This window comes from Paracoccus sp. MKU1 (assembly GCF_001447385.1).
In the GTDB taxonomy this organism is placed as follows: Bacteria; Pseudomonadota; Alphaproteobacteria; order Rhodobacterales; family Rhodobacteraceae; genus Paracoccus.
In genome coordinates this window covers 1-22,595 of the sequence record NZ_LLWQ01000175.1, presented here as the reverse complement: position 1 = coordinate 22,595, position 22,595 = coordinate 1, and the positions used below count along the sequence as shown (strand labels likewise).

Genomic DNA, 22,595 nt, shown 5'->3' with positions numbered 1-22,595 from the left:
CCGAACCTCGTGCCCGAGCGCCGCCAGCGCTCGTCCCATGTGATGCGCGCCGCAGCAGGCCTCCATCGCCATCGTGCAGGGCGACAGTTTCGATGCGAAGGCGATCACGCTGTCACGACGCATCCGACGTCGCAGCACTACCTTCCCGCTGTCATCCAGCCCCACCAGGCTGCAGCTGTTCTTGCCGAGATCAATACCGAGGATCACAATGCTCATGGTTCGCTCCTTCCTCCTTTGAACGCCGACAGCCTACACCAGCGGCGGCGGGAGGGGCGGGCCATCCATAAAGGGGGGGACGCAGGGCCAGGCCATTGGCCGCTCCAAAGGCGGCATGGCGACCAAGATTCTGGCCCTCACCGATGCCTTGGGCAACCTCGTGCGCTTCCGTCTGATGCCGGGCCAGCGCTACGACAGCGTCGAGGTGCCGCCGCTGATCAACGGGATCGCTTTCGACGGGCTGATCGCCGACAAGGCCTTCGACAGCAATGCATTGGTTGCCGAGTTGAACGACCGCGGCGCCCGGATCGTGATCTCGCAACACCCCGCCCGTGCGCAGAAACTCAGGATCGACCCCGACATCTACACCTGGCGCCACCTCATCGAGAACTTCGTCTGCAAGCTGAAGGAGTTCAAGCGCATCGCTATGCGTGCCTGCAAACCGATCAGAGCTTCGAAGCAATGGTCTACCTCGTTGCAGCCGTTATCAACTCACGATGAAGCCCCACACGCCCTAAACCCGGCAGCCACGAAGGCTTGCCAATCCCCGTCCCGCCCGTTAGCCAATTCCCGGCGCGGGCGTGGCGGAATGGTAGACGCATGGGACTTAAACTCCCTGGGGCGCAAGCCTGTGCGGGTTCGAGTCCCGCCGCCCGCACCATGCCCGGCGACCTGCGCCGCCTGACAAGCCGTGCCGGAAGATTCCCGATACGCTGAACCGAAGATGCCCCCCGACCGGCGGCATGGGCGGGACCGCCCGCAGATCGGCTCTTGCCGGCGGCAAACGGGCCGAGACCGCAGGCCGCCATCACTAGATGGCCGCCTGCGATCCGCAAAGAGGGCGAGGAAAAGCGCACCGGTTCGCCTGTCCTCGCCACCCGAAAGACCCTCACCACCACGCTTGGGCCGCCCGGGGGTGCTCCCTCTGTCGGTATGTCCTCCTTATCCCGGCTAACGATTCACCGCAAATGCGAACCGTCGGCGATTTTACACAAATCGCCTTGGTTCCCCTGCAAGCCTCAGCTAGGTTCGCGGCGGAATCCGAACCCAGGAGAATACAATGGCGCAGCGCCTCCACCTCGTTTTCGGTGGCGAACTTATCGATCCCACCCGCACCGAGTTCCGCGACACCAAGGACATCCATATCGTCGGCATCTTCCCGAACTACGCCGAGGCCCATGCCGCCTGGAAGGCCGAGGCGCAGCGCACCGTGGACAGCGCCCATACCCGCTATTTCATCGCCCATCTGCACCGGCTGCGCGACGAGGAGCGCGAGGTCAGCCCGACCGAGGAACTGGGCAGCTAAGCCGTCGCGGCACGCGATGTTCCCCTTCCAGGCGACCGCATCCCTGGCTCTCTGGCTGCATCTGCGTCGCCGCGCGGCGCTGGCCAGCGGGCCGGTCGCGCCCATCGGCGCCCCGCCGGGCGAGGGGCCGCTGCTCATGGTGCATCTTTCGGAAAACGCCGAGGATCCGCCGCAGCTCGGCCCGCTCATCAGGGCGCTGCTGGCGCGGCGACCGGGAATGCGATTCGCCTTTACCGGGGCGCCCCCGCCGCCGGGCGCGCTGCCGACCGACCTGCGCGCCGTCGCCCTGCCCCGGCCCCGCGACCCCGCCGCGGTGCGCGAGGTGATCGGGGCGCTGCAACCGCGCGCCTTGCTGATCCTGGGCGACCAGCTTCCCGCCTCGCTGATCTCGGGCATGGCCGAGCAGGGGCTGCCGGTCATCCTGTGCGAAGCGCGGCTGGTGGCCTATACCCGGCGCGGCTCGTGGCGCGGCGCGATCAATCGCGGGCTCATGGGCAGGATCACCCGCATCCTTGCCCCGGACCCCACCGCCGCCGCCGCCGCCCGGCAGCTTGGCGCAGCGCCCGACCGGATCGAGCTGACCGGACCGATCACCGAGACGCGGCCGCCGCTGGCCGCGAACGAGGCCGAGCGGCGGGCATTGGCCCAGATCCTGGCCGGCCGCCATATCTGGCTGGCGGCATGTCCCAGCCTGCCCGAGGCCCATGCCGCGCTGGCCGCGCATCAGGCCGCGCTGCATCACAATCATCGCGCGCTGCTGATCCTGGCCGGCCTGCCGGCCGAGACCATCTCAGAAATCCGCGCCGAGGCCGAGGCGCTCGGCCTGGCCGCCGTGCTGCGCTCGGACGACGAAGACCCCTCGCTGGACGATCACGTGCTGATTGCCGAGGATACGCATGAGATGGGCCTGTGGTACCGGCTGGCGCCGGTCTGCTTCATGGGCGGCACGCTCCTGCCCGGCCCCGGTCTCGCGCCGCGCCATCCGTTCGAGCCGGCGGCGCTCGGTTCGGCCATCATCCACGGCCCGCTCACCGAGGCGCATGGCCCGGAATGGGTGCAGCTCGACGGCGCCTCGGCCGCGCGGCTGGTCGCGGATGCCGCCGCGCTGACCCGGGCGGTCGCGGACTTGTCGGCGCCGGATCAGTCGGCGATGCTGGCCGGCAATGCCTGGTCGGTCAGCACCGGCGGCGCCGCCGTGCTGCGCCGCATCGCCGATACCGTCATCGAGGCCATGGAGAACACGCGATGAGCCGCCGCGCCCCCGCCTTCTGGTTCCAGCCTCCGGGGCTGCGCGCGCGCCTGCTGGCGCCGCTGGGCGCGCTTTATGCCGCCGCCACCGCCCGCCGCCTGGCCCAGGGGGCGCGTGCAAGGCCGGGCGTGCCGGTGATCTGCATCGGCAACCTGAATGCCGGCGGCACCGGCAAGACGCCCACCACCATCATGCTGGCCCAGCTTTTGCAGGCGCGGGGCGTCACAGTGCATGTCGTCTCGCGCGGCTATGGCGGCAGCGAAAAGGGCCCGCTGCGGGTCGAGGAGGCGCACCATAAAGCGGGCGAAGTCGGCGACGAGCCGCTGCTGATGGCCGCCTTCGCGCCGGTCTGGGTCGCGGACGACCGGCTGGCGGGCGCAAGGGCGGCGGTGGAGGCCGGCGCGCAGGCGATCCTGCTCGACGACGGTTTCCAGGACCCGGCGCTGGCCCATGACCTGGCGCTGGTCGTGGTCGATGCGGCCAAGGGCTTCGGCAACGGGCTCTGCCTGCCGGCCGGGCCGCTGCGCGAGCCGGTGGATCGCGGCCTCGCCCGTGCCGACCTGCTGCTGTCGATCGGCGAGGCCCCGGCGCAGGCGCAGTTCGCCGCGGCATGGCGCGCGCGCCTGCCCCTGCCGCATCTGACCGGCCGGCTCGCGCCCTTGCAGACCGGCATGGACTGGCAGGACCAGCGCGTGCTGGCCTTTGCCGGCATCGGCCATCCCGAGAAATTTTTCGCCACCCTGCGCGACCTCGGCGCCGAGGTGGTCCGCGCCGAGGCGCTGGAGGATCACCAGCCCTTCACCCCACAGCTGCTGACCCGGCTCGAGACCGAATCGCGGTTGATCGGCGCGCAGATGGTGACGACCGAGAAGGATGCCGTGCGGCTGCCGCGCAGCTTCCGGCCCAAGGTGCTGGCCCTGCCGGTGCGGCTGCAACTGGACGACACGGCGCCGCTCACCGACCGGCTGGCCGCGCTGGGATTGTGAAAGGCCCCGGAACAGGTCCGGGGCCTTTCGCTTTCACCGTTTTCCAAATACTCCCGCGACCGCGCCGCCCGGAGATCGCTCAGCCTTGCTCGGCCAGCTTGGCGTCGATGATCTTCTTCAGGTCCTCCCAAGGCTGGTTCTGGACCTTTTCGCCGGCGATGATGAAGGTCGGCGTGCCCTCGATCTGGTCGGCGGTGGCATGGGTCTGGAAGGTGGTGACCAGATCCGCGACCTTCTGCTGGTCGTTCCAGCAGGCGTCCATCTGCTCGGCCGTCATGCCGGCCTTGGCGCCGATCTTGCGCAGGTTGGCGGCGATCTCATCGCCCGATTTCGCGTCCAGCCAGTTCTTCTGGTCGCTGAAGATCAGGTCCGAAACGGCATAGTATTTCTCGTCCCCGCCGCAGCGGGCGAGGATGCCGGCCCAGAGGCCCACGGCATCGAAATAGACGTCGCGCTGGATGAACCTCACCTTGCCGGTATCGACATATTCCGCCTTGAGCTTGGGCAGGTTCTCGTCGTGGAAGGCCGCGCAATGGCTGCATGTGAAGCTGGCATATTCGATGATGGTGACCGGCGCGTCTTCCTGACCCAGGGCGATATCGGGCAGGACCTTGCCCTCGGGCATCTGCTCGGCGGCTTGCGCATTGTCGGCGGGTTTCGCCTCTTGCGCCAGCGCAGGCAGCGCGGAAACGGTCAGCGCGGCCGTGGCGGCGGCGATCAGAGAGCGGCGAAGCAGCATCATGGATTGGCCTTTCGGTCGTTGGCGTCCCGGCGGGACAGGATGTTCAGCGCCAGCCGCCGCATGGCAGCGGACAGCGCCGGATTGTCGAAGCCCGAGGCGACAGCCTCGGCCTGGGCGAGCTTTTGCGGATCCGGCGCCGCCGCGCGGCGCGGCGCGGCGCGGAATTCGGCCTGCCCCTCGGCAAAGCCTCCTGCCCCTTCCGCAAAACCCACCGGCGCGGTCTGGGTCAGCACGATGCGCGAAACCGCGTTGAAGCCATAGCAGGCATTCACCCGCGCCCGGATCTGGTCCAGCTGCATGGAGACCAACGGCGCCTGCACGCCCGGCACCAGCAGGGTCAGCGTGGCGCCGAAACCCTTGCCATGGCTGATCCTGACCGGGCGGGCATGGGCGGCAAGCTCGGGGCCGACCACCTCGGGCCAATGGGTCAGCAGCCGGGCTATGGCGAAGCCGCGGCTTTCGCCCGCCGCCTTGACCCGCTGCGCGACCAGCTGGGCCGCCGCCTCGAAGCCGCGCATCCGGCGGCGGGGCTGGGTCTCGGGTTTCTTCTGGGCCATCGGGCGACCATATGGTTTATCTGGCGCGCAGTCTGGACCGCGACGCGCCCGGATACCAGAGAGACGAGGCTGAAAATTGCGTGACCTGAGGGTGATCCCGACCGAGCTGCTGGCATGGTATGACCGCCATGCCCGGGTGCTGCCATGGCGCGTCCCCCCCGGCCAGGGCCGCGCCGATCCCTACCGTGTCTGGCTGTCCGAGGTGATGCTGCAACAGACCACCGTCGCCGCGGTGAAGGCCTATTTCGAACGGTTCACCAGCCTCTGGCCCACGGTCCACGACCTTGCCGCCGCCGGGGATGCCCAGGTGATGGCGGAATGGGCCGGGCTTGGCTATTACGCCCGCGCCCGCAACCTGATCGCCTGCGCCCGCGCCGTCGCGGCCATGGGCGCCTTTCCCGACACGCGCGAGGGGCTGGCCTCCCTGCCCGGCATCGGCGCCTATACCTCGGCCGCCATCGCCGCCATCGCCTTCGACCGGCCCGAGACGGTGGTGGACGGCAATGTCGAGCGCGTCACCGCCCGGCTTTTCGCGGTCGAAACCCCGCTGCCCGCCGCCAAGCCGGAGCTGGTCGCGCTGGCCGCCGGCCTGACGCCCGCCGAACGGCCGGGCGATTTCGCCCAGGCGATGATGGACCTGGGCGCGACCATCTGCACGCCAAGGAGCCCGGCCTGCGGCATCTGTCCGATCATCGGCCATTGCGCGGCCCGCGCGCAGGGCATCGCCGCCGATCTGCCGCGCAAGGCGCCCAAGAAGGCCAAGCCGCTGCGCCGGGGCACGGTCTGGATCGGCTTTGCCGAGAATGCGGTGCTGGTCGAGACCCGGCCGGAAAAGGGCCTTCTGGGCGGCACGCTGGCCTTTCCCTCGACCGGCTGGGACGGCTCGCAGCTGCCGCCGCCCGCTCCGGCCGACTGGCAGGAGATCGGGCTGGTCCGCCATGTCTTCACCCATTTCGCGCTGGACCTGACGGTGATGGCCGCCCGCTTGACCGCCGCACCGGAACGCGGCAGTCTGGCGCCGCTCAGCGAGTTCAGACCTGCCGCCCTGCCCGGGCTGATGCGCAAGGCCTGGGCGCTTGCCCGCCCCGAAACGACAGCCCGGCCCGCGACATCCGGTCGCCGTGGCCGACCACCCCGAAGCCCGTCCTAGCCGCGCCCGCAGCCCGCATTCATTCGACGGACCAAGCAGGCCAGGCCATTTCCCAGTTTCATCCGTGCCCATGCAAACCGCGTTTCGTTCCCGCCTGATCGACGCCCTGCCCTTCTGGCTTTCGCTGGGCATGGTGCCGCTTGCCGTCCTCGCCGCCCGCCTTGGCGGCTGGTGGTTCCTGCTGATGCCGCTTTACGCCTGGTATCTGATGACTCTGCTGGACGCGGTGCTGGGCCTGAACGAGGAAAACCCCGATGCCGACACGCCCGAAGCGCAGCTTTTCTGGTATCGCGCCATCACCATCATCTGGTTTCCGATCCAGGCGGCGATGATCTTCGGCGCGATCTGGCATGCCACGCGCAGCGACCTGTCGGGCTGGGAAAAGCTGGGGCTGTTCTTCGGCATCGGCGTGGCCTCGGGCACCATCGGCATCGTCTATGCCCATGAGCTGCTGCACCAGAAGAACAGGATGGAACGCTGGCTGGGCGATCTGCTGCTGGCCTCGACGCTTTACTCGCATTTCCGCACCGAGCACCTGCTGGTGCATCATTCCTGGGTGGCAACGCCGCGCGACGCGGTCTCGGCCCGCTACAACGAGAGCTTCTTCCGCTTCTTCCTGCGCGTGTTGATCGAATGCCCGAAAAGCGCCTGGCAGGCCGAGAGCCGGCGCCTGGTCCGTGCCGGCCGCTCGAAATTCGACCGCCGCAACCCGTTCTGGCGCTACGCCGCGCTGCAACTGGCCATGCTGGCGCTGGCCCTGATCCTCGGCGGCTGGCAGGGGGTGCTGCTGTTTCTCTGGCAGGCCCTCGTCGCCATCTGGCAGCTCGAGCTGACCAATTACGTCGAGCATTACGGCCTGACCCGCAAATATCTTGGCAACGGCCGCTATGAGCATGTGCTGCCGCGCCACAGCTGGAACAGCACGCACCGGGCGACGAACTGGCTGCTCATCAACCTGCAACGCCATTCGGATCACCATTACAAGCCGGACCGGCGCTTTCCGCTGCTGCAAACCTATGGCGAGGACGAGGCGCCGCAGCTGCCGATGGGCTATCCGGCCATGACCTTCCTGGCAATGGTCCCGCCGTTGTGGCGGCGGCGGATGAACCCCCGAGTCCGGGCCTGGCGGCGGCAATTCTATCCCGAGATCACCGATTGGCGGCCCTATAGCCGCGGCGACCTGCCGATGCCGCGCGGCGCGCTATAGCGCCGCCAGCGCCTGGATCAGGCGTAGCTCCGGCGAATTGCCGATGCGTTCGGCCAGCAGCGCCTCGACCAGGGCCGAGGACCAGCCGGCACCGCTCGCCCCGCGCGACCGAGGGGAAGTCCAGGCTGCGATGGCTGTCCTGCAAATCGGCCAGCCGATGGAAGGCCAGGCAGCCGATCACGGCGAAAGCATCGTAACCCGACACCGGCAGGTCGGTGATGCCGTTATAATAGGGCATCTTTCTGTGCACCTCGGCGTCTTGGGGGTAAAGCACGCCGTCCTTCAACTCCAGGTGTCGCCCGGCATGGCAAGGACATCGGGCTGGAAACCGGGCCAGCCTTCGGGACGGACGCGGCAGGGCGATGCGCGGGGCGGCGGTATGCGAATTGCCCAGCATCAGCACCTTGCGCGCCGTCATTTGCGGAATGTCTCCAGCAGGATTTCCTCACAGATGACATTCTCGGCGGCATCGGTGGCCCTGGCTCCGGTGTTTCGCTGCCGGAAGGCCCGGTCTCTGCCGCAAGCCCGCAGGCAACCAGAAAGGAACCCATCACCGTCGCCACGCCCTTGGCCGTCACCTCGCGCAAATCGTGGTGAAAGAAGCACCCGCGCGCCGCCGGATCGGTAACGATCTCATAGGCGGGGAAATAGTCAACATCCGCATGCGCCGCCGCGAACTGCCCACGGTGGCGATGGCCGCGTCGCGCCCCAGGCCGAACTTCGGCGCGAAGATGCCGGCGGGGGCAGCCGGATCGGCCTCGGCCGCGGCGCTGCGCCAGAAGGCGCTGGCGGGAAGGTCGGAATGGGGATCGCGCATGGGCCGTTCATCCCGCATTGCGGCAAACCGGAAAAGGCCCCGCCCGGCGGCATGCCGCTGGACGGGGCAAGGCAGTCCCGGCCGCGCCAGAGCTCGCGGAGCTTCGGGACTTGGCGAAACCTTGGGGATCAGTGGGTGCGGCCCTCGTCGGCCTCCATCTCGGCGCGAATCTGCTGGCGCAGGATGTCGATGGGCACCATCCGCCCCTCGCGGCGGAAATGCCAATAGGTCCAGCCGTTGCAGCTGGGCGCACCCTCCAGCGCGGCGCCGACCTGATGGATCGAGCCCTTGACGTCATTGCCGATCAGGCTGCCATCGGCGCGCACCTTGGCCTTGTGGCGGTTGTTCAGCGAATAAAGCTCCTCGCCCGGGCGCAGCATGCCGCGCTCGACCACCTGGCCGAAGGGCACGCGCGGCTCGGCGCGTTTGGGCTTGATGGTGGCGATGGCCTCGCTGTCGAACTTGCGGATGCGGGCGATACGCTTCTCGGCCACCTCGCGATAGGCGGCTTCGCGCTCGATGCCGATGAAATCGCGGCCCAGCATCTTGGCCACCGCGCCGGTGGTGCCGGTGCCGAAGAACGGGTCCAGCACCACGTCGCCCGGATTCGTGGACCCGACCAGGATGCGGTGCAGCAGCGCCTCGGGCTTCTGGGTCGGATGCGCCTTGGCGCCGCCGGCATCCTTCAGCCGCTCGCCGCCGGTGCAGATCGGCAGCACCCAGTCCGAGCGCATCTGCACGCCCTCGTTCAGCGATTTCAGCGCCTCGTAGTTGAAGGTGTATTTCGCGCCCTCGGACTTGCTGGCCCAGATCATCGTCTCATGCGCGTTGGTCAGCCGCTTGCCGCGGAAATTCGGCATCGGATTGGCCTTGCGCCAGACCACGTCGTTCAGGATCCAGAAACCCTGGTTCTGCAACTCGGCCCCGACCCGGAAGATATTGTGATAGGAGCCGATGACCCAGATCGCCCCGTCGGGCTTGAGGATGCGGCGCGCGGCGGCCAGCCAGTCGCGGGTAAAGCGGTCATAGGCGGCAAAGCCCGAGAACTGGTCCCAATGGTCGTCCACCGCATCGACCCTGGAATTGTCCGGCCGGTGCAGCTCGCCCTTGAGTTGCAGGTTGTAGGGCGGATCGGCAAAGATCAGATCGACGCTGGCCTCGGGCAGCGCGTTCATGATCTCGATGCAGTCGCCGGCCAGAATCTGGTTGAGCGGAAGGGTTCGCGCCGCAGCGCGGGATTTCGTGTCAAGCTTGGTCATCACTGCCTCGGGTTTCGGCTATTGGGTTGCCGATTTGGATGGGCCGATAATGAGTCACAGCCGATTCGCCGTCAAATTCTTTTTCGAATCAAGAGCTTGTGGTTTCTTCTTTACACAATATCTTGTAGACCGGGGCAAAGCTGCGCCTATGATATGGTGTCACGCCCAGATCTAGCAGCGCCCGGCGATGCGCCGGGGTCGGATATCCGGCATTCACTTCCCAGCCGTATCCGGGATGCTGTTGCGCCAAATCCACCATGATGCGATCGCGCAACAGTTTCGCCAGGATCGAGGCCGCGGCGATGGACAGGCAGCGCGCATCGCCGCCGACCACCGCCTGCCCCGGCAGGTCCAGCTCGCGCGGCAGCATGTTGCCGTCGACCAGCACCAGGCAGGGCCGCTGGCGCAGCCCGGCGATGGCCCGGCACATCGCCAGATGCGAGGCGCGCAGGATGTTCAGCCGGTCGATCTCCTCGACGCTGGCATGGCCGACGGCCCAGTCGCAGCGCGCCATGATCATTTCGGCCAGTGTCTCGCGGCGCTTGGCCGACAGCTTCTTGGAATCGTTCAGCCCGTCGGGGATGCAGGCAGCATCCAGGATCACCGCCGCCGCCGTCACCGGCCCGGCCAAGGGCCCGCGCCCGACCTCGTCCACGCCGGCAACGAACCGCGCCCCGGACCGAAGCGCGGCCTCCTCAAAGGAATAATCCGGCCAGCTCATGCCTCGACGGTGACGGGCGCGATCTCGACCTCTTCCAGGTTCACGCCCTCGCCCTCGCGATCCACGACCAGGAAATCGGCCGGCCGGTCCAGCGGCGTCAGCACGCCGTGCCAGACCCCGGCGCGCAGGTTCACGCCCATGCCTTCCGGCACCAGAAAGGCAATCGGCGCGCCCGGCCGGCCGCCCTCGTCGGGCGCCACGATCGACAGCCAGGGATCCGGCCCCAGCGGCACGAAGGCCTGCGACCCCAGCGGATGCCGCTCCAGCAGCGTGCAGTCATAGGGCAGACTCACCGGCTCGGAGCGGAAGATCGAGATGATCGCCTCGCCGCCGCCGCGTTCGACCGTGGCCAGCGCGTGATGGCGCTCGCAGCGGCCGGCGTTGATCATCTTGCTGGGTGCCTCGCGCGGGGCCAGCAACTCGCCATAGGGGGCGAATTCCTCGGCCGTGATGGGCCTTGCCTTGATCGTCGTCATGTTTCTTCCGTGTCCAAATATCCCGGGGGTCCGGGGGCGGCGCCCCCGGCCCGGCAGCTACAACCGCTCCATCCGCGGCAAGAAGATGGTCAGCAGACCCATCAGCGGCAGATAGGAGCAGATCTGATAGACGAATTCGATCCCCTTCGCATCCGCCACCACGCCCAGCACCGCGGCGGCGATCCCGCCCATGCCGAAGGCGAAGCCGAAGAAGATGCCGGCGATCATCCCGGTCCGCCCCGGCACCAGTTCCTGCGCAAAGACCACGATGGCAGGAAAGGCCGAGGCCAGGATCAACCCGATCACCACGGTCAGGAACCCGGTCGCCACCAGCCCGACATGCGGCAAGACCAGCGTGAAGGGCAGGATGCCGAGGATCGAGAACCAGATCACCTTGAGCGGCCCGATCCGGTCTCCGACCAGCCCGCCCAGCATGACGCCCGCCGCCATACCGCCCAGGAACAGGAACAGCATCACCTGCGCATGCTGGGTGCTCAGCCCGAATTTCTCGATCAGGAAGAAGGTGTAATAGCTGGAAATGCTGGCGGTATAGATGTTCTTGGTGAATGTCAGCAGGGCCAGCACCACGATGGCGACCGCCACCCGCTGGCGCGAAAACGGCAAGGCCGCTGTGGGGCGCGCGGCCGCGGCCTTGCGCCGTCCCTCGGCCCAGTTGCCGATCCGCCACAGGATCGCCGAACCCGCCATGGCCGCGATCGAGAAGATCGCCACCGACGGCCGGCCCAGCGGCACCACGATGAAGGCGGCAAGCAGCGGGCCGAGCGCCTGGCCGAAATTGCCGCCCAGCTGGAACAGCGACTGTGCCGTGCCGAATCGCCCGCCCGAGGCGATGCGCGCCACGCGCGAGCTTTCGGGATGGAACACGGCCGAGCCGATCCCGATCAGCATCGCCCCCGACAGAAGCACCCAATATTCATGCGCCAAGGCCAGCAGCAGGACGCCGACGAAGGTCGAGCCCATGCCCACGGCCAGCGAGCGCGGCATCGGCTTGCGGTCCGTCACCATGCCGACCACCGGCTGGAGCAGCGAGGCGGTGACCTGAAAGGCAAAGGTCATCATGCCGATCTGCCAGTAGGACAGCGTAAACTCCTCGCGCAGCAAGGGATAGATCGCGGCCAGCATGGACTGCATGATGTCGTTGATCATGTGGCAAAGGCTGATCGCGATCAGCACCGTCCAGGCCGTGGCGGAAACGCCCTGGCCGCGGAACATCGAAGCTTCCGACACGGCATCACCTCTTGAGAATCGCCCGATTTGTCCTGCCCGGCCGGCGGAATGTCAACCTGGACAGGCGGAACATGGCCTGAGCGCGCAATTGACCTTGACCCTCACGGGAATTTGCAATCAAAAACTAAACCAATGAGTTTACCAAAGTCCCCCGGTCGGGCAGACCTGCCGCTCGGCTTCGTCGCAGCCCGGCGACGGGGACCCGTTCGGCCAGAGGTATCGAGTTCTGCCGCAACCTCGACGCAAAGACATATTTTAGACATGATAGAACTTCCCAGCCACGTGGCGCAGGCACTTTCGGCAGAACCGCAGGAGCGCAAGCGCCGGAACATGACCTGGCAGGCCGTCCAGGAAGAAGTTCTGACCCGCATCCACAACGGCAACTGGCCCGAGGGCGAACTGATCCCGACCGAGGCGGAGCTGGCGACGGAATTCGGCTGCGCGCGCGCCACGGTGAACCGGGCGTTGCAGACCCTTGCGCAAAGCGGCGTGCTTGAACGCCGGCGCAAGGTGGGCACCCGCGTGGCGCAGCACCCCCGGGTGCAGATGGTGCGCTTCCTGCTGCGGCGCGAGATCGAGGCCGCGGGCAAGGTCTATGGCTATACATTGCTGGATTATCAGGAATGCCCGCCCCCGGCGGATGTCGCGCAGGCCATGCTGCTGCGCACCGACGACCGCCTGTTGCGCGTCAAGGCCCGGTTCAGCGCCGACGAAGCGCCCTATTGCTGCGAGGAACGCTGGATCAACAATTACGCCACCCCCGGCTTGACGCGCGAGGCGCTGGTGCAGATGAGCCCCTGCGAATGGCTGCTGGGCCATGTGCCGATCAACCGCGCCAGCATGGCGATCGGCGCGGCCCTGGCCGGTCCCGACCTCGTGCCCGAGGCCCTGGGCCTGGCGCCGGGCGATCCGGTCCTGCTGGTCGAGCGGATCGACTGGCTGAACAACATGCCGGTCTCGCTGACGCGGCGCTATTTTCCGCAGCATCATCGCTTCGCCGCGACGATCTGAAGGCGGCGTTCAACCCGAGTTGACCGGCTAAAGCTTGCCTTACGCGCGCATTTGGCCAAATGTGCGCGGCAAAACCAGAACACGACAGGCAACAGACCGGATCCGAGCATGCCCCCGACCCGACCCCGCACGGGCCTTTTTTCGCGCCTTTCGCTGGCCGCGGCCGCGCTAGTTCTGCCGCTGTCGCCCGGCTGGGCGCAGGCCGTCCCCGCGACCACGCCGGCCTCCGGCACCGCCGCGCAGGTCGCGGCGCCCAAGCCCCGGGCCCTGACCTCGATCACCCCGGCCGAGATCGAGGCGGCCAGCTATGACGGCGGCGACCTGCCCGCAGGCCAATCCGCGCTGACCGCCAAGGTGCAGATCCTGCTGGACCGCGCCGGCATCTCGCCCGGCGTGGTGGACGGCTGGCGCGGCGGCATGAGCGAAAGCGCCGTCATGGCCTTCCAGCGCCGGTCCGGCCTGCCGATGACCGGCCGCATGGATCACGCGGTCTGGGACCTGCTCCAGGGCTATGCCGCCGCGCCGCTGACCATGGCCTATACCATCACCGAGGAGGACGCGACCGGCCTGGTGGACCGCATCCCCTCGGATTACGCCGAAAAGGCAGCAATGACGTCGCAGGGCTATACCAGCGTGCTGGAGAAGCTGGCCGAGCGTTTCCACATGGACGAGAAGTTCCTGGCCAAGCTGAATCCCGGCGCCCGCTTCCAGCCCGGCGAGACGATCCATGCCACCGTCCCGGCCAAGCCGATCCGCGCCGCCGTCACCCGCATCATCGTGGACAAGGAAACCCGCCGCGTCGCCGCCTATGACGCCAAGGGCAACATGGTCGCGGATTACCCCGCCACCGTCGGCTCGGCCGACACGCCCTCGCCGCATGGCAATCACGTCGTCGACGCGGTGGCGCTGAACCCGACCTATACCTACAATCCGCATCGCAACTTCAAGCAGGGCGAGAACGACCGGGTGCTGATCGTCCCGCCCGGGCCGAACGGGCCGGTCGGCAATGTCTGGATCGACCTTTCGGAACCGACCTACGGCATCCACGGAACCGCCACCCCCTCGCAGCTGTTCCTGAACCAATCGCATGGCTGCGTGCGGCTGACGAACTGGGACGCGTGGGAGCTGGCGCATATGGTCAAGCCCAAAGTCACGACGGTGGAGTTCCTGCCCCCCGGGGTCAGGATCGCCGATGTGACCGGCGCCTCGCCCATGGCCGCGGCAACGCAGACGGCGGCGGTCGCGACGATCGCCGGCACCCGCCCGCCGGCCCGCGGCGACCGCCTGCCGCCGCCGGCCATCGCCGAAGCGCCCTCGATCGTCGCCGAGGTCACGCCAATCCCCGCGGCAACGGCCGTGACCGAGGCCGCCGCCGCGACCGCGGCTGCGACGGTCGTCACGCCCGAGCCCCTGGTCATCACTCCGGAAGCGCCGGTGTCGCAAGAGCCGCTGGTCCCGGACACCCCCCATCCCCTGCCTGTCGAGGAGGAGCCGGAATACCCCTCGGACCCGATGCTGCCGGAAAGCCTGCCGGATCAGGCGCCGGGCAGCGTGACGCTTTACCCGCAGGCCGGGTGACGCCGGATGCGCGGGCTGGCAGCGGTCTTGGCGCTGGTGCTGACGGTCCTGCCGGGCCGGGCCCCGGCCCAGGACGCGCCGGCGCCGCGCCCCGACCGCCCGGCCGAGGAACGCCCCGCCCCGCGTCCCGCACAGGAGACCGCCCCGGCGCCCAAGGAACCGCCCCAGCCCGCACCTGCACCGGAAGAACCCGCCGCGCGCGGCGAGGCCCCCGAGCCCTTCGGCCCGCCGGCGCCGCCGGTTCATACCACCTTGCGGGAAAGCGATTTCGACTATTCCGCCTGCCTGCTGGAACTGACCCTGCTCGGCGCCGGTTACAGCGAGGCGCCGCCGATGCTGGACGCCGAGCAGCGCGATTGCGGCATCGACCGCCCGGTCCTGCTGCGCCAGCCCCTGCCCGGCATCGAGATCCCGGGCGGCGCGCCGATGCGCTGCGACCTGGCCCGGCACCTGGCGCATTGGCTGCGCGATTTCGTCCGCCCGGCCGCGGCACTGTTGCCGGGCCAGCCGCGGCTGGTGGCGCTGGAACCGGGCTCGACCTATCAATGCCGGGCAACGGTCGGGGACAAGGGGGAAACCCTGTCCGAACACGCCTTTGGCAATGCCTTCGACATCGCCGCCTTCCGCTTCGAGGACGGCACCCGCATCGAGGTCGAGCCGCGCCAGGACAGCGGCGATTTCCAGGAGGCCTTCCAGCGCGCGGCGCGCGGCACGGCCTGCCTGCATTTCACCACGGTGCTCGGACCCGGCGCCAATGCGGCGCATGACGACCACCTGCATCTCGACATCAAGGCGCGGCGCGGCGGCTTTCGGCTGTGCCAATAGGGCTCAGCGCCGGACCCGCCCCAGATCCAGATATTCCGGATCGAACCGCGCAAGCCGCACCAACCGCTGCCAGTCGAGGATCTCGATCTCGCTGCCGGTCCAGCGGATCAGCCCATCCGCGCGCAGGTCGCGCACGGCGCGGTTCACATGGATCGGCGTATAGCCCAGGATATTCGCCAGCTCCTTTTGCAGCAGCGGCAAGGTGAAGCGATGGTCCTGCGCCGCCCCGACGCTGGAGAGCCGGATGTAGAGTTCGCACAGCAGATGCGCCAGATGCGCGCTCGACCGCAGCGAGGCCGCCGCGACCAGCCATTGCCGGTGAATCGCCGCGTCGATCACCGTGGACATCCACAAGAGCCGGGTCAGATGTGGAAAGTTCTGCGTGATCTGCCGCAGCTCGGCATGATCGACGAACTCCACCTCGGATGCGCCGACCGAGATCACGTCATGCTCCAGCCCGGCCAACACGAAACCGTGCAGATCGACGAAATCCCCCGGCACATGCAGGGCGGTGATGACCCGCTCGCCCGGGCGGCCGACCAGGTCGTGCTGGCGCGCCGCCATGCCGCGCAGCATCATGCAGCTTTGCGTCGCCAGCCGCCCCCGGGGCACGATCACCTCGCCGGGGCGAAAGCAGACATGCGCGGTCGGAATCGCGCGCAGGCAGGCGATATCGGCCTCGGAGAGCAGGTCCCTTCGTTGCAGGTAGCGGATGAAATATTCGGTGATGGCCATGACGCTCCTCGGCTCGACCGCAGGAGATTGTCAACGCGGCGGCAGCGGTGCAACGATCTCGGGACTCCGGTTAACATTCATCAATCATGCCATAACCCTGCCGGATTCATAGGCTTCTTTCGCCATCAGGCGGGTTGCGGCGCGGGTGCGCCCAGGGCCTCGGCCAGCAGCGCGAAGCTTTGCCGGGCATTGGCGCCCTGCCGGGTGAAGAATCCGTCCAGCGCCGGATAAAGCCGCACCGCCTCGTCCAGCCCGGGATCCGAGCCCGGCGCATAAAGCCCGGCGCGGATCATCAATTCGGATTCGGCATAGGTGCCCAGTGTGGCCCGCGCCCGCGCGATCAGCGCATTTTCGGCCGCGCTGGCCGCCTGCGGCAGAGAGCGCGACACCGAGCGCAGCACGTCCACCGCCGGGAACCGCCCGCGTTCGGCAATGGCGCGGTCCAGCACGACATGGCCGTCCAGCACGCCGCGCAGGATGTCGGCCACCGGCTCCTCCATGTCCGAGCCGGCGACCAGCACGCTGAAGATCGCGGTGATGTCGCCCGAACCTGCGGGCCCCGGCCCCGAGCGTTCGGCCAGTGACATGATCAGATGCGAGGTCGAGGGCGGAAAGCCGCGATAGCTGGGGCTTTCCCCTGCTGCCAGCGCGATTTCGCGATGCGCCTCGGCAAAACGGGTGATCGAATCGGCCAGGAACAGCACATGCCGGCCCTGGTCGCGGAAATGCTCGGCCACGGTCATCGCCGCCCAGGCACAGCGGCGGCGCATCAGCGGCGACTGGTCCGAGGTCGCCGCCACCACCACCGAGCGCGCCATGCCCTCCTCGCCCAGCGTTTCCTCGACGAATTCGCGCAGCTCGCGGCCCCGCTCGCCGATCAGGGCGATCACTACGACCTCGGCGGAAACCCCCTTGGCCAGCGCGGAAAGCAGCGTGGACTTGCCCACGCCCGAGCCCGCGAACAGCCCCATGCGCTGGCCGCGCACCAGCGGCAGCAGCGTGTCGAACACCGCCAGTCCGGTATCGAGCCGACCGCCCAGCCGATTGCGCAAGGCGGCGGGCGGCGGGGCGGGACGAAAGCCGCGCTCCTCGCCCCCCGCGACAAGGGGGCGGCCATCGAGCGGCCTGCCGAAAGGGTCGATGATTCGCCCGATCCAGCCATTCGCCGGCGCGAGCGTGGGTGCAAAGACCAACTCGACCCGCGTGCCGATCGACAGCCCGTCCATCGGCCCTTCGGGCAGGATCGCAGCCTGATCGGAGTGCAGCGCCACGATCTCTCCGCTCAGGCTGTCCCCGGAGCGCCTTGAAAACACGACGCGGTCCCCCAGCGAGGCATGGCTGTTCAGTCCACCCGCCAGGATCAGCCCGGCCTGGATCGCGCTGACCTGGCCGAGATGCCGGGTCAGGCGAACCCGCCGCATCCGCGCCGCGATAGATTGCATTTTATCCATTCCGTCCTCGCGTTTTTCGACGGGCTCCCGCGCCTCGAAAGGGTTTCTAAACCTATCGAGGTTAAGACCGGGTTTATCGGAACCTGAGGAGACGCCTGGATGTTTGACCGGATCGACACCTTGCGGATGGCCAGCACGCTGACCACCCACGCCGCCGAACGGCAAAAGCTGATCGCCCGGAACGTCGCCAATGCCGACACGCCCGGCTTCCGCTCGCGCGATCTGGTCGGCTTTGCCGAATCCTATCGCAGCCATGTCGCCACGGACATGCGCGCCGCGCGCCCGGGTCATCTGACCGGGGTCGGCTGGGGCGGCGGCACCGACCGCATCACGGATGCCGGCGGCGAACCGGCGCCGAATGGCAATACCGTCTCGCTCGAGGACGAGATGTTTCGCAGCGCCGCCGCCAAGCGCCAGTTCGACCTGTCCCTGGCGGTGACCAAATCCTCGCTTGCGCTGGTCCGCACCAGCCTGGGCCGCCGCGGCTGAAGGGGGCGAGGATGACCGGAGCGCTTTCCGCGACCGAACTTGCCGTTTCAGGGATGAAATCCCAGGCCGTGCGCCTGCGTCATATTTCGGAAAACATCGCCAATGCCGACACGCCCGGCTATCGCCGCAAGCTGGTGGCCTTTCAGGAACAGGTCGATTTCGGCCGTCCCACCGGGGCGGTGGCGCCAGGGCCGACCCGCCTCGACCGGCGCGAATTGCCGCGCGTCTATGACCCGGCCCACCCGATGGCCGATGACGAGGGCTATTATTCGGGCTCCAACGTGGACCTGATCGTCGAAATCGCCGACGCGAAAGAGGCCAGCCGCAGCTATGAGGCCAATCTGCGCGTCTTTGAACAATCCCGCCAGATGGGCAGCTCGCTGCTGGATCTGATCCGCCGCTAGGGAGAAATGCCATGATTTCACCGACACTTGCCGCAACCGCCTATGACCGCGCCCGCCATGCGGTCGCCCCGGCCGAGGGCCTGCCGCAGAGCGTGACCAACGCCGCCGCGGATTTCGCCCGGGTGATGGAACAGGTCGACCTGGCCGCGACCGGCGCCATGACCGGCAAGACCGACACCCATGACCTGGTCCACAGCATCGCCCAGGCCGAGATCGCGCTCGAGACCGTGGTCGCCATCCGCGACAAGGTGGTTGAGGCCTATCAGGAAATCCTGCGCATGCCGGTCTGAGGACATGACAATGGATGAGAACCTGATCTTCGACCTGACCCGGCAGGCGCTGTGGATCGCGGTGCGCATGTCGGCGCCGCTGCTGATCGTGGCGTTGGTGGCGGGCGTGGTGATCGGCCTGTTCCAGGCGCTGACCTCGGTGCAGGAGATGACCCTGACCTTCGTGCCCAAGATCGGCCTGATGCTGGTGGTGTTCTGGGTCAGCATGAGCTTCATGACCGCGACGCTGACCAGCTTCTTCACCGACCAGATCCTGCCGCAGATCGCAGGGTCCTAGGCCATGGACAACGCGATCTATGCCGCGCTGACCCGGCAATCCGGCCTGATGCGCGAGATGCACACCGTCGCCAACAACATCGCCAACGCCAACACCACCGGCTTCCGGCGCGAGGGGGTGGTGTTCTCGGAATACATGGTTGCGCTGGACAGGCGCGGCGAGACGCTTGCCATGGCCAATGGCCGCGGCCGGATGGTCGATCTTGCCCCCGGCGGCATGACCCAGACCAATGGCCAGTTCGATATGGCCATCGACGGCGAAGGCTTCCTGATGGTCCAGACGCCGCAGGGCAACCGGCTGACCCGCGCCGGCGCCTTCATGACCAATGCCGAGGGCGAACTGGTCAACGCCGAGGGCCATCAGCTGCTCGACGACGGCGCGGCCCCGATCGTGATCCCGGCCGGAGTGGGCAGCGTCGGGATCGGCATCGACGGCACGATCTCGGCCGACGGCAATCCGGTCGGCCGCATCGGCGTCTTCGCCAGCCCCGATCCGTCGCGACTGCGGCACGAGGCAGGCACGCTTTTCGACCCCGGCGGCACGGTCGAACCGCTTGACGAGGCCGTGCTGCGCCAGGGCTTCCTGGAGGATTCCAACGTCGATCCGGTGCTGGAGATCGCCCGCATGATCGAGGTTCAGCGCGCCTATCAGCTGGGCCAGAGCTTCCTCGACCAGGAAGACCAGCGCATCCGCCAGACCATCTCCTCGTTGACCCGGTGAAAGGACAGACCATGAGAGCACTTCAGATCGCGGCCTCGGGGATGAGCGCGCAGCAGATGCGCGTCGATGTCATCTCGAACAACCTCGCGAACATGTCCACCACGGGCTACAACGCCCGGCGGGCGGAATTCTCGGACCTGCAATACCAGCAGGTCACCCGGCCCGGCACGCTGACCGCGACCAATGGCACCATGGTCCCGGCGGGCGTGCAGCTTGGCCTGGGCGTGCGCCCGGCCAGCGTGACGGTCATGCTGGCGCAGGGTACCCCGGTCCAGACCAACGGCGATCTGGACATCGCCATCGACGGCAACGGCTATCTGGAGGTCACGATGCCCTCGGGCATCTCGGCCTATACCCGCGACGGCAGCCTCAAACGCTCGGCCGAGGGGCAGGTCGTCACCTCGGAGGGCTATCCGCTGGTCCCCGACATCACCATCCCCGAGGATGCCCGCAGCATCGCGATCAATGCCGACGGCCAAGTCTTTGCCTATTTCGACGACCGGGTCGAGCCCGAGAACCTGGGCCAGATCACGCTGGCCAATTTCGTCAACGGAAAGGGGCTGGAGGCGATCGGCTCGAACATGTTCCTGGAAACGGTGGCTTCCGGCCCGCCGCAGGTCGCCACCCCGGGCCAGGAGGGGCTGGGCACGATCCGCGCCGGTTTCCTCGAGGAAAGCTCGGTCGACCCGGTGCGCGAGATCGCCGAGCTGATCAAGGCGCAACGCGGCTACGAGTTGAACTCCAAGGTCATCACGGCCGCCGACCAGATGCTTGGCACAACGGTGCAGGTGCGCTGATGCGGGGCATGATCCTCCTGCTTTTGTTGCTGCCGCAACCGGCACTTGCCGGCTCGGTCGTCGCCAATCGAACGCTGCCGGCCGGAACGGTGATCTCGGCCGGGGACGTGTCGCTGGCCCAGGACCAGCAGGGCGGCGCCGAGGACATTGCCCAGGTCCTGGGCCAGCAGCTGCGGGTCATGGTTTATCAGGGCCGCCGCATCGACCCTTCGGCCCTGACCGCACCGACCCTGGTCGGACGCAACCAGATCGTCACCATCGCCTATGAAAAGGCCGCCCTGCGGATCGAGGCCGAGGGCCGGGCGCTTTCGGCCGGAAGCGCCGGACAGATCATCCGCGTCATGAACAACGCCTCGCGCGTGACCGTCTCGGGGCGCGTGGCCCCGGACGGGACGGTCATCGTCCAGCAAAACTGAAAGTCCTTCCATGCCCCAGTACATGTTCCCCAGACCAGCCCTGCTTCTCGGCACCGTGACCCTGGCCCTGTCGCTTGCAGCCTGCGGCCGGGTCTCGCAGATCGGGCAGGTGCCCGACATGACCGAGCCGGAAAGCAGCGTCGAGTTCCAGGCCATGACCTCGTCGAGCCATGGCATGCAAGACCTGCCCTACAGACCCGACAGCACGGCCTCGCTCTGGACCGCATCGCAGAATTCGCTGGTCGCGAACCGGCGAGCGTCGAACCGCGGCGATATCCTGACCGTGGTGATCGAGATCGACGACCGCGCGGAAATCCAGAACAGCTCGGGGCGCAGCCGCAGCTCGGCCGATAATGTCAGCATCCCCTCGATGATGGGCCTGCCGCAGCGCATCGACGAGATGCTGCCGGAAGGGGCCAGCATGGACGAGCTGGCCGAGGCCAAGGCATCCTCCAGCTTCAAGGGCAGCGGCAATATCTCGCGCCGGGACAAGCTGACCCTGCGCGTCGCGGCCACCGTGGTCGATCGCCTGCCCAACGGCGTGCTGCGCATCCAGGGCACGCAGGAGGTGCGGGTGAATTACGAAGTGCGCGAACTGACCGTCAGCGGCTTCGTGCGTCCCTCGGATATCGGGCGGCGCAACGAGATCGCCTATGACCGAATCGCGGGCGCGCGCATCTCCTATGGCGGCCGCGGCCAGATCAGCGATGTGCAGCAGCCGCGCTATGGCCAGCAGATCGCCGATATCCTCCTGCCTTACTGAAGCGACGGGGGCGCCGTGAAAAAGATCCTGCTCATCCTGATTCCCTTGCTGGCCTTTCTTGGCGGCGCGGTCGGCGGCGACATGCTCGGCAAAGAAAAGCCTTCGGAGCCGGCGGGCCAGGACGCCGACGCTGCCACGAAAGCCGACCATGACCCATCGACCGCGCCCGATCCGGAAAAAGGCGCCGATGGCGGCGGGAGCGGCAAGGCTGAGGCAAGCGAAACGGATCTCGACTGGTTCAGATTCCCCAACCAGTTCTTCGTGCCGATCCTGCGCAACGGCACGTCCTCCGCCGTCATGATCCTGTCGCTGAGCGTCGAGATGCCGGCTTCGGCCCGCGCGGATATCGAGGCGCAAGAACATCGCCTGCGGGACGCATTGCTGAACGCCCTGCTAATCGAGGCGAATACCGGCGCCTTCGATGGCAATTTCACGGCCGAGCCGACCCTGCAACGGCTCCGCGCATCCCTGCTTGCCGCCGGGCAGAAGGCGGCGGGACCGGCTGTGAAGCGCATCCTCATCGAGGATATCGGCAGGCAGATCCAATAAGGCCCGGGCAGAAGCCATAACAGCCGGCCCGTCAGGATCGGCAGCGCACGGAAATCCAAGCGGCCGTGCCCTGGCGCAATCCCGGCCGACCCGATTGTCGCTCTCCCTGCGGGGGCGGACGTTGTTCGAGGAGGCCTCGGCCAGTCCCGTAGCGGGCTGGTGACGTTCACGCGTTGGCGGGGCCCGACTGCGACTGCGACTGCGACTGCGACTGCGACTGCGACTGCGACTGCGACTGCGACTGCGACTGCGACTGCGACTGCGACTGCGACTGCGACTGCGACTGCGACTGCGACTGCGACTGCGACTGCGACTGCGACTGCGACTGCGACTGCGACTGCGACTGCGACTGCGAC

The 22,595-nt window shown here is 67.8% G+C and carries 28 protein-coding genes, 1 tRNA gene and 2 pseudogenes; 19 read left to right on the top strand and 12 right to left on the bottom strand.

Going from position 1 to position 22,595, the window contains the following annotated elements:
• A pseudogene (locus tag AQY21_RS13895) lies at positions 1-216 on the bottom strand (IS110 family transposase); the annotation flags it as partial.
• A 115-nt stretch (positions 217-331) separates the two neighbouring features.
• Between AQY21_RS13895 and AQY21_RS30210 the strand changes: the two are divergent.
• The 5 genes and pseudogenes from AQY21_RS30210 to lpxK all read left to right on the top strand — a co-directional run.
• Positions 332-628, top strand: a pseudogene (locus AQY21_RS30210) (transposase); the annotation flags it as partial.
• 163 nt (positions 629-791) lie between these two features.
• Positions 792-877 (top strand) — tRNA-Leu (locus AQY21_RS13890).
• Between the two features lie 399 nt (positions 878-1,276).
• Positions 1,277-1,522, top strand: a complete 246-nt coding sequence (locus AQY21_RS13885) for a DUF4170 domain-containing protein (RefSeq protein WP_058098232.1) — start codon at positions 1,277-1,279, stop codon at positions 1,520-1,522.
• Positions 1,523-1,538: 16 nt separating this feature from the next.
• The gene (locus tag AQY21_RS13880) at positions 1,539-2,771 is read left to right on the top strand and encodes a 3-deoxy-D-manno-octulosonic acid transferase (protein ID WP_058098231.1); all 1,233 of its coding nucleotides are present in this window, start codon (positions 1,539-1,541) and stop codon (positions 2,769-2,771) included.
• Positions 2,768-3,757: a tetraacyldisaccharide 4'-kinase gene (gene lpxK, locus AQY21_RS13875; RefSeq protein ID WP_058098230.1), complete on the top strand. Its 990-nt coding sequence runs from the start codon at positions 2,768-2,770 to the stop codon at positions 3,755-3,757. The genes AQY21_RS13880 and lpxK overlap by 4 nt, the downstream gene beginning before the upstream one ends.
• Before the next feature lie 79 nt (positions 3,758-3,836).
• On the opposite strand, the gene AQY21_RS13870 is transcribed toward lpxK, so the two are convergent.
• Positions 3,837-4,499, bottom strand: a complete 663-nt coding sequence (locus AQY21_RS13870; RefSeq protein WP_058098229.1) for a DsbA family protein — start codon at positions 4,497-4,499, stop codon at positions 3,837-3,839.
• Positions 4,496-5,056 (bottom strand): DUF721 domain-containing protein, encoded by a 561-nt coding sequence (locus tag AQY21_RS13865; RefSeq protein ID WP_058098228.1) that lies wholly within the window; start codon positions 5,054-5,056, stop codon positions 4,496-4,498. The genes AQY21_RS13870 and AQY21_RS13865 overlap by 4 nt, the downstream gene beginning before the upstream one ends.
• 76 nt (positions 5,057-5,132) lie before the next feature.
• Between AQY21_RS13865 and AQY21_RS13860 the strand changes: the two genes are divergently transcribed.
• On the top strand, positions 5,133-6,206 hold the full coding sequence (locus AQY21_RS13860) for an A/G-specific adenine glycosylase (RefSeq protein WP_058098227.1): 1,074 nt from the start codon (positions 5,133-5,135) through the stop codon (positions 6,204-6,206).
• A gap of 70 nt (positions 6,207-6,276) precedes the next feature.
• Positions 6,277-7,413, top strand: a complete 1,137-nt coding sequence (locus tag AQY21_RS13855; RefSeq protein ID WP_058098226.1) for an alkane 1-monooxygenase — start codon at positions 6,277-6,279, stop codon at positions 7,411-7,413.
• A gap of 224 nt (positions 7,414-7,637) precedes the next feature.
• On the opposite strand, the gene AQY21_RS30205 is transcribed toward AQY21_RS13855, so the two are convergent.
• From AQY21_RS30205 to AQY21_RS13825, 6 genes are all read right to left on the bottom strand, one after another.
• Positions 7,638-8,045, bottom strand: a complete 408-nt coding sequence (locus AQY21_RS30205; RefSeq protein ID WP_369807773.1) for a hypothetical protein — start codon at positions 8,043-8,045, stop codon at positions 7,638-7,640.
• Positions 7,988-8,230, bottom strand: a complete 243-nt coding sequence (locus AQY21_RS29765; RefSeq protein ID WP_058098224.1) for a hypothetical protein — start codon at positions 8,228-8,230, stop codon at positions 7,988-7,990. The genes AQY21_RS30205 and AQY21_RS29765 overlap by 58 nt, the downstream gene beginning before the upstream one ends.
• 128 nt (positions 8,231-8,358) lie before the next feature.
• Positions 8,359-9,489 (bottom strand): site-specific DNA-methyltransferase, encoded by a 1,131-nt coding sequence (locus AQY21_RS13840; protein WP_058098223.1) that lies wholly within the window; start codon positions 9,487-9,489, stop codon positions 8,359-8,361.
• An 88-nt stretch (positions 9,490-9,577) separates the two neighbouring features.
• Positions 9,578-10,210 (bottom strand): ribonuclease HII, encoded by a 633-nt coding sequence (locus AQY21_RS13835; RefSeq protein ID WP_058098222.1) that lies wholly within the window; start codon positions 10,208-10,210, stop codon positions 9,578-9,580.
• Positions 10,207-10,686 carry an ureidoglycolate lyase gene (locus AQY21_RS13830; protein ID WP_058098221.1) on the bottom strand — a complete coding sequence of 160 codons (480 nt, stop codon included), beginning with the start codon at positions 10,684-10,686 and terminating at the stop codon, positions 10,207-10,209. Before AQY21_RS13830 ends, AQY21_RS13835 begins: the two co-directional genes overlap by 4 nt.
• Before the next feature lie 57 nt (positions 10,687-10,743).
• A complete protein-coding gene (locus AQY21_RS13825; protein ID WP_058098220.1) occupies positions 10,744-11,919 on the bottom strand; it encodes an MFS transporter in 1,176 nt (391 codons plus the stop codon).
• Between the two features lie 276 nt (positions 11,920-12,195).
• Here AQY21_RS13825 and AQY21_RS13820 point away from each other — a divergent pair, with 276 nt between their 5' ends.
• The 3 genes from AQY21_RS13820 (at position 12,196) to AQY21_RS29755 (ending at position 15,348) form a co-directional block, all read left to right on the top strand.
• The gene (locus AQY21_RS13820) at positions 12,196-12,945 is read left to right on the top strand and encodes a GntR family transcriptional regulator (RefSeq protein WP_058098219.1); all 750 of its coding nucleotides are present in this window, start codon (positions 12,196-12,198) and stop codon (positions 12,943-12,945) included.
• Positions 12,946-13,053: 108 nt separating this feature from the next.
• Complete coding sequence (locus AQY21_RS13815) at positions 13,054-14,523, top strand: L,D-transpeptidase (RefSeq protein WP_058098218.1); 1,470 nt, start codon at positions 13,054-13,056, stop codon at positions 14,521-14,523.
• Between the two features lie 6 nt (positions 14,524-14,529).
• The gene (locus AQY21_RS29755; protein ID WP_058098217.1) at positions 14,530-15,348 is read left to right on the top strand and encodes an extensin family protein; all 819 of its coding nucleotides are present in this window, start codon (positions 14,530-14,532) and stop codon (positions 15,346-15,348) included.
• Between the two features lie 3 nt (positions 15,349-15,351).
• Here AQY21_RS29755 and AQY21_RS13805 read toward each other — a convergent pair whose 3' ends face one another.
• Positions 15,352-16,083 carry a Crp/Fnr family transcriptional regulator gene (locus tag AQY21_RS13805; RefSeq protein WP_058098216.1) on the bottom strand — a complete coding sequence of 244 codons (732 nt, stop codon included), beginning with the start codon at positions 16,081-16,083 and terminating at the stop codon, positions 15,352-15,354.
• A gap of 125 nt (positions 16,084-16,208) precedes the next feature.
• Positions 16,209-17,525: a FliI/YscN family ATPase gene (locus tag AQY21_RS13800; RefSeq protein ID WP_058098215.1), complete on the bottom strand. Its 1,317-nt coding sequence runs from the start codon at positions 17,523-17,525 to the stop codon at positions 16,209-16,211.
• Between the two features lie 108 nt (positions 17,526-17,633).
• On the opposite strand from AQY21_RS13800, the gene AQY21_RS13795 reads away from it, so the two are divergent.
• The 9 genes from AQY21_RS13795 to AQY21_RS13755 are packed head-to-tail and all read left to right on the top strand — an operon-like array spanning position 17,634 to position 22,239.
• The gene (locus AQY21_RS13795) at positions 17,634-18,023 is read left to right on the top strand and encodes a FlgB family protein (RefSeq protein WP_058098214.1); all 390 of its coding nucleotides are present in this window, start codon (positions 17,634-17,636) and stop codon (positions 18,021-18,023) included.
• A gap of 11 nt (positions 18,024-18,034) precedes the next feature.
• On the top strand, positions 18,035-18,427 hold the full coding sequence (flgC, locus tag AQY21_RS13790) for a flagellar basal body rod protein FlgC (RefSeq protein ID WP_058098213.1): 393 nt from the start codon (positions 18,035-18,037) through the stop codon (positions 18,425-18,427).
• An 11-nt stretch (positions 18,428-18,438) separates the two neighbouring features.
• Entirely contained in the window at positions 18,439-18,717 is a 279-nt protein-coding gene (locus AQY21_RS13785; RefSeq protein WP_058098212.1) for a flagellar hook-basal body complex protein FliE, read from the top strand.
• A 10-nt stretch (positions 18,718-18,727) separates the two neighbouring features.
• Positions 18,728-18,994 carry a flagellar biosynthetic protein FliQ gene (locus AQY21_RS13780; protein ID WP_036760481.1) on the top strand — a complete coding sequence of 89 codons (267 nt, stop codon included), beginning with the start codon at positions 18,728-18,730 and terminating at the stop codon, positions 18,992-18,994.
• Between the two features lie 3 nt (positions 18,995-18,997).
• Positions 18,998-19,714 carry a flagellar hook-basal body complex protein gene (locus tag AQY21_RS13775; RefSeq protein WP_058098211.1) on the top strand — a complete coding sequence of 239 codons (717 nt, stop codon included), beginning with the start codon at positions 18,998-19,000 and terminating at the stop codon, positions 19,712-19,714.
• Positions 19,715-19,725: 11 nt separating this feature from the next.
• Positions 19,726-20,511, top strand: a complete 786-nt coding sequence (gene flgG / locus AQY21_RS13770) for a flagellar basal-body rod protein FlgG (protein ID WP_058098210.1) — start codon at positions 19,726-19,728, stop codon at positions 20,509-20,511.
• Complete coding sequence (gene flgA / locus AQY21_RS13765) at positions 20,511-20,927, top strand: flagellar basal body P-ring formation chaperone FlgA (protein WP_058098209.1); 417 nt, start codon at positions 20,511-20,513, stop codon at positions 20,925-20,927. The genes flgG and flgA overlap by 1 nt, the downstream gene beginning before the upstream one ends.
• A gap of 10 nt (positions 20,928-20,937) precedes the next feature.
• On the top strand, positions 20,938-21,690 hold the full coding sequence (gene flgH, locus AQY21_RS13760) for a flagellar basal body L-ring protein FlgH (protein ID WP_082658108.1): 753 nt from the start codon (positions 20,938-20,940) through the stop codon (positions 21,688-21,690).
• 15 nt (positions 21,691-21,705) lie between these two features.
• Positions 21,706-22,239, top strand: a complete 534-nt coding sequence (locus AQY21_RS13755) for a hypothetical protein (protein WP_058098207.1) — start codon at positions 21,706-21,708, stop codon at positions 22,237-22,239.
• A gap of 166 nt (positions 22,240-22,405) precedes the next feature.
• Here the strand turns inward: AQY21_RS13755 and AQY21_RS13750 are convergent.
• Positions 22,406-22,595 (bottom strand): hypothetical protein (locus AQY21_RS13750; RefSeq protein WP_203416505.1); only part of this gene is annotated, 190 nt, incomplete at its 5' end.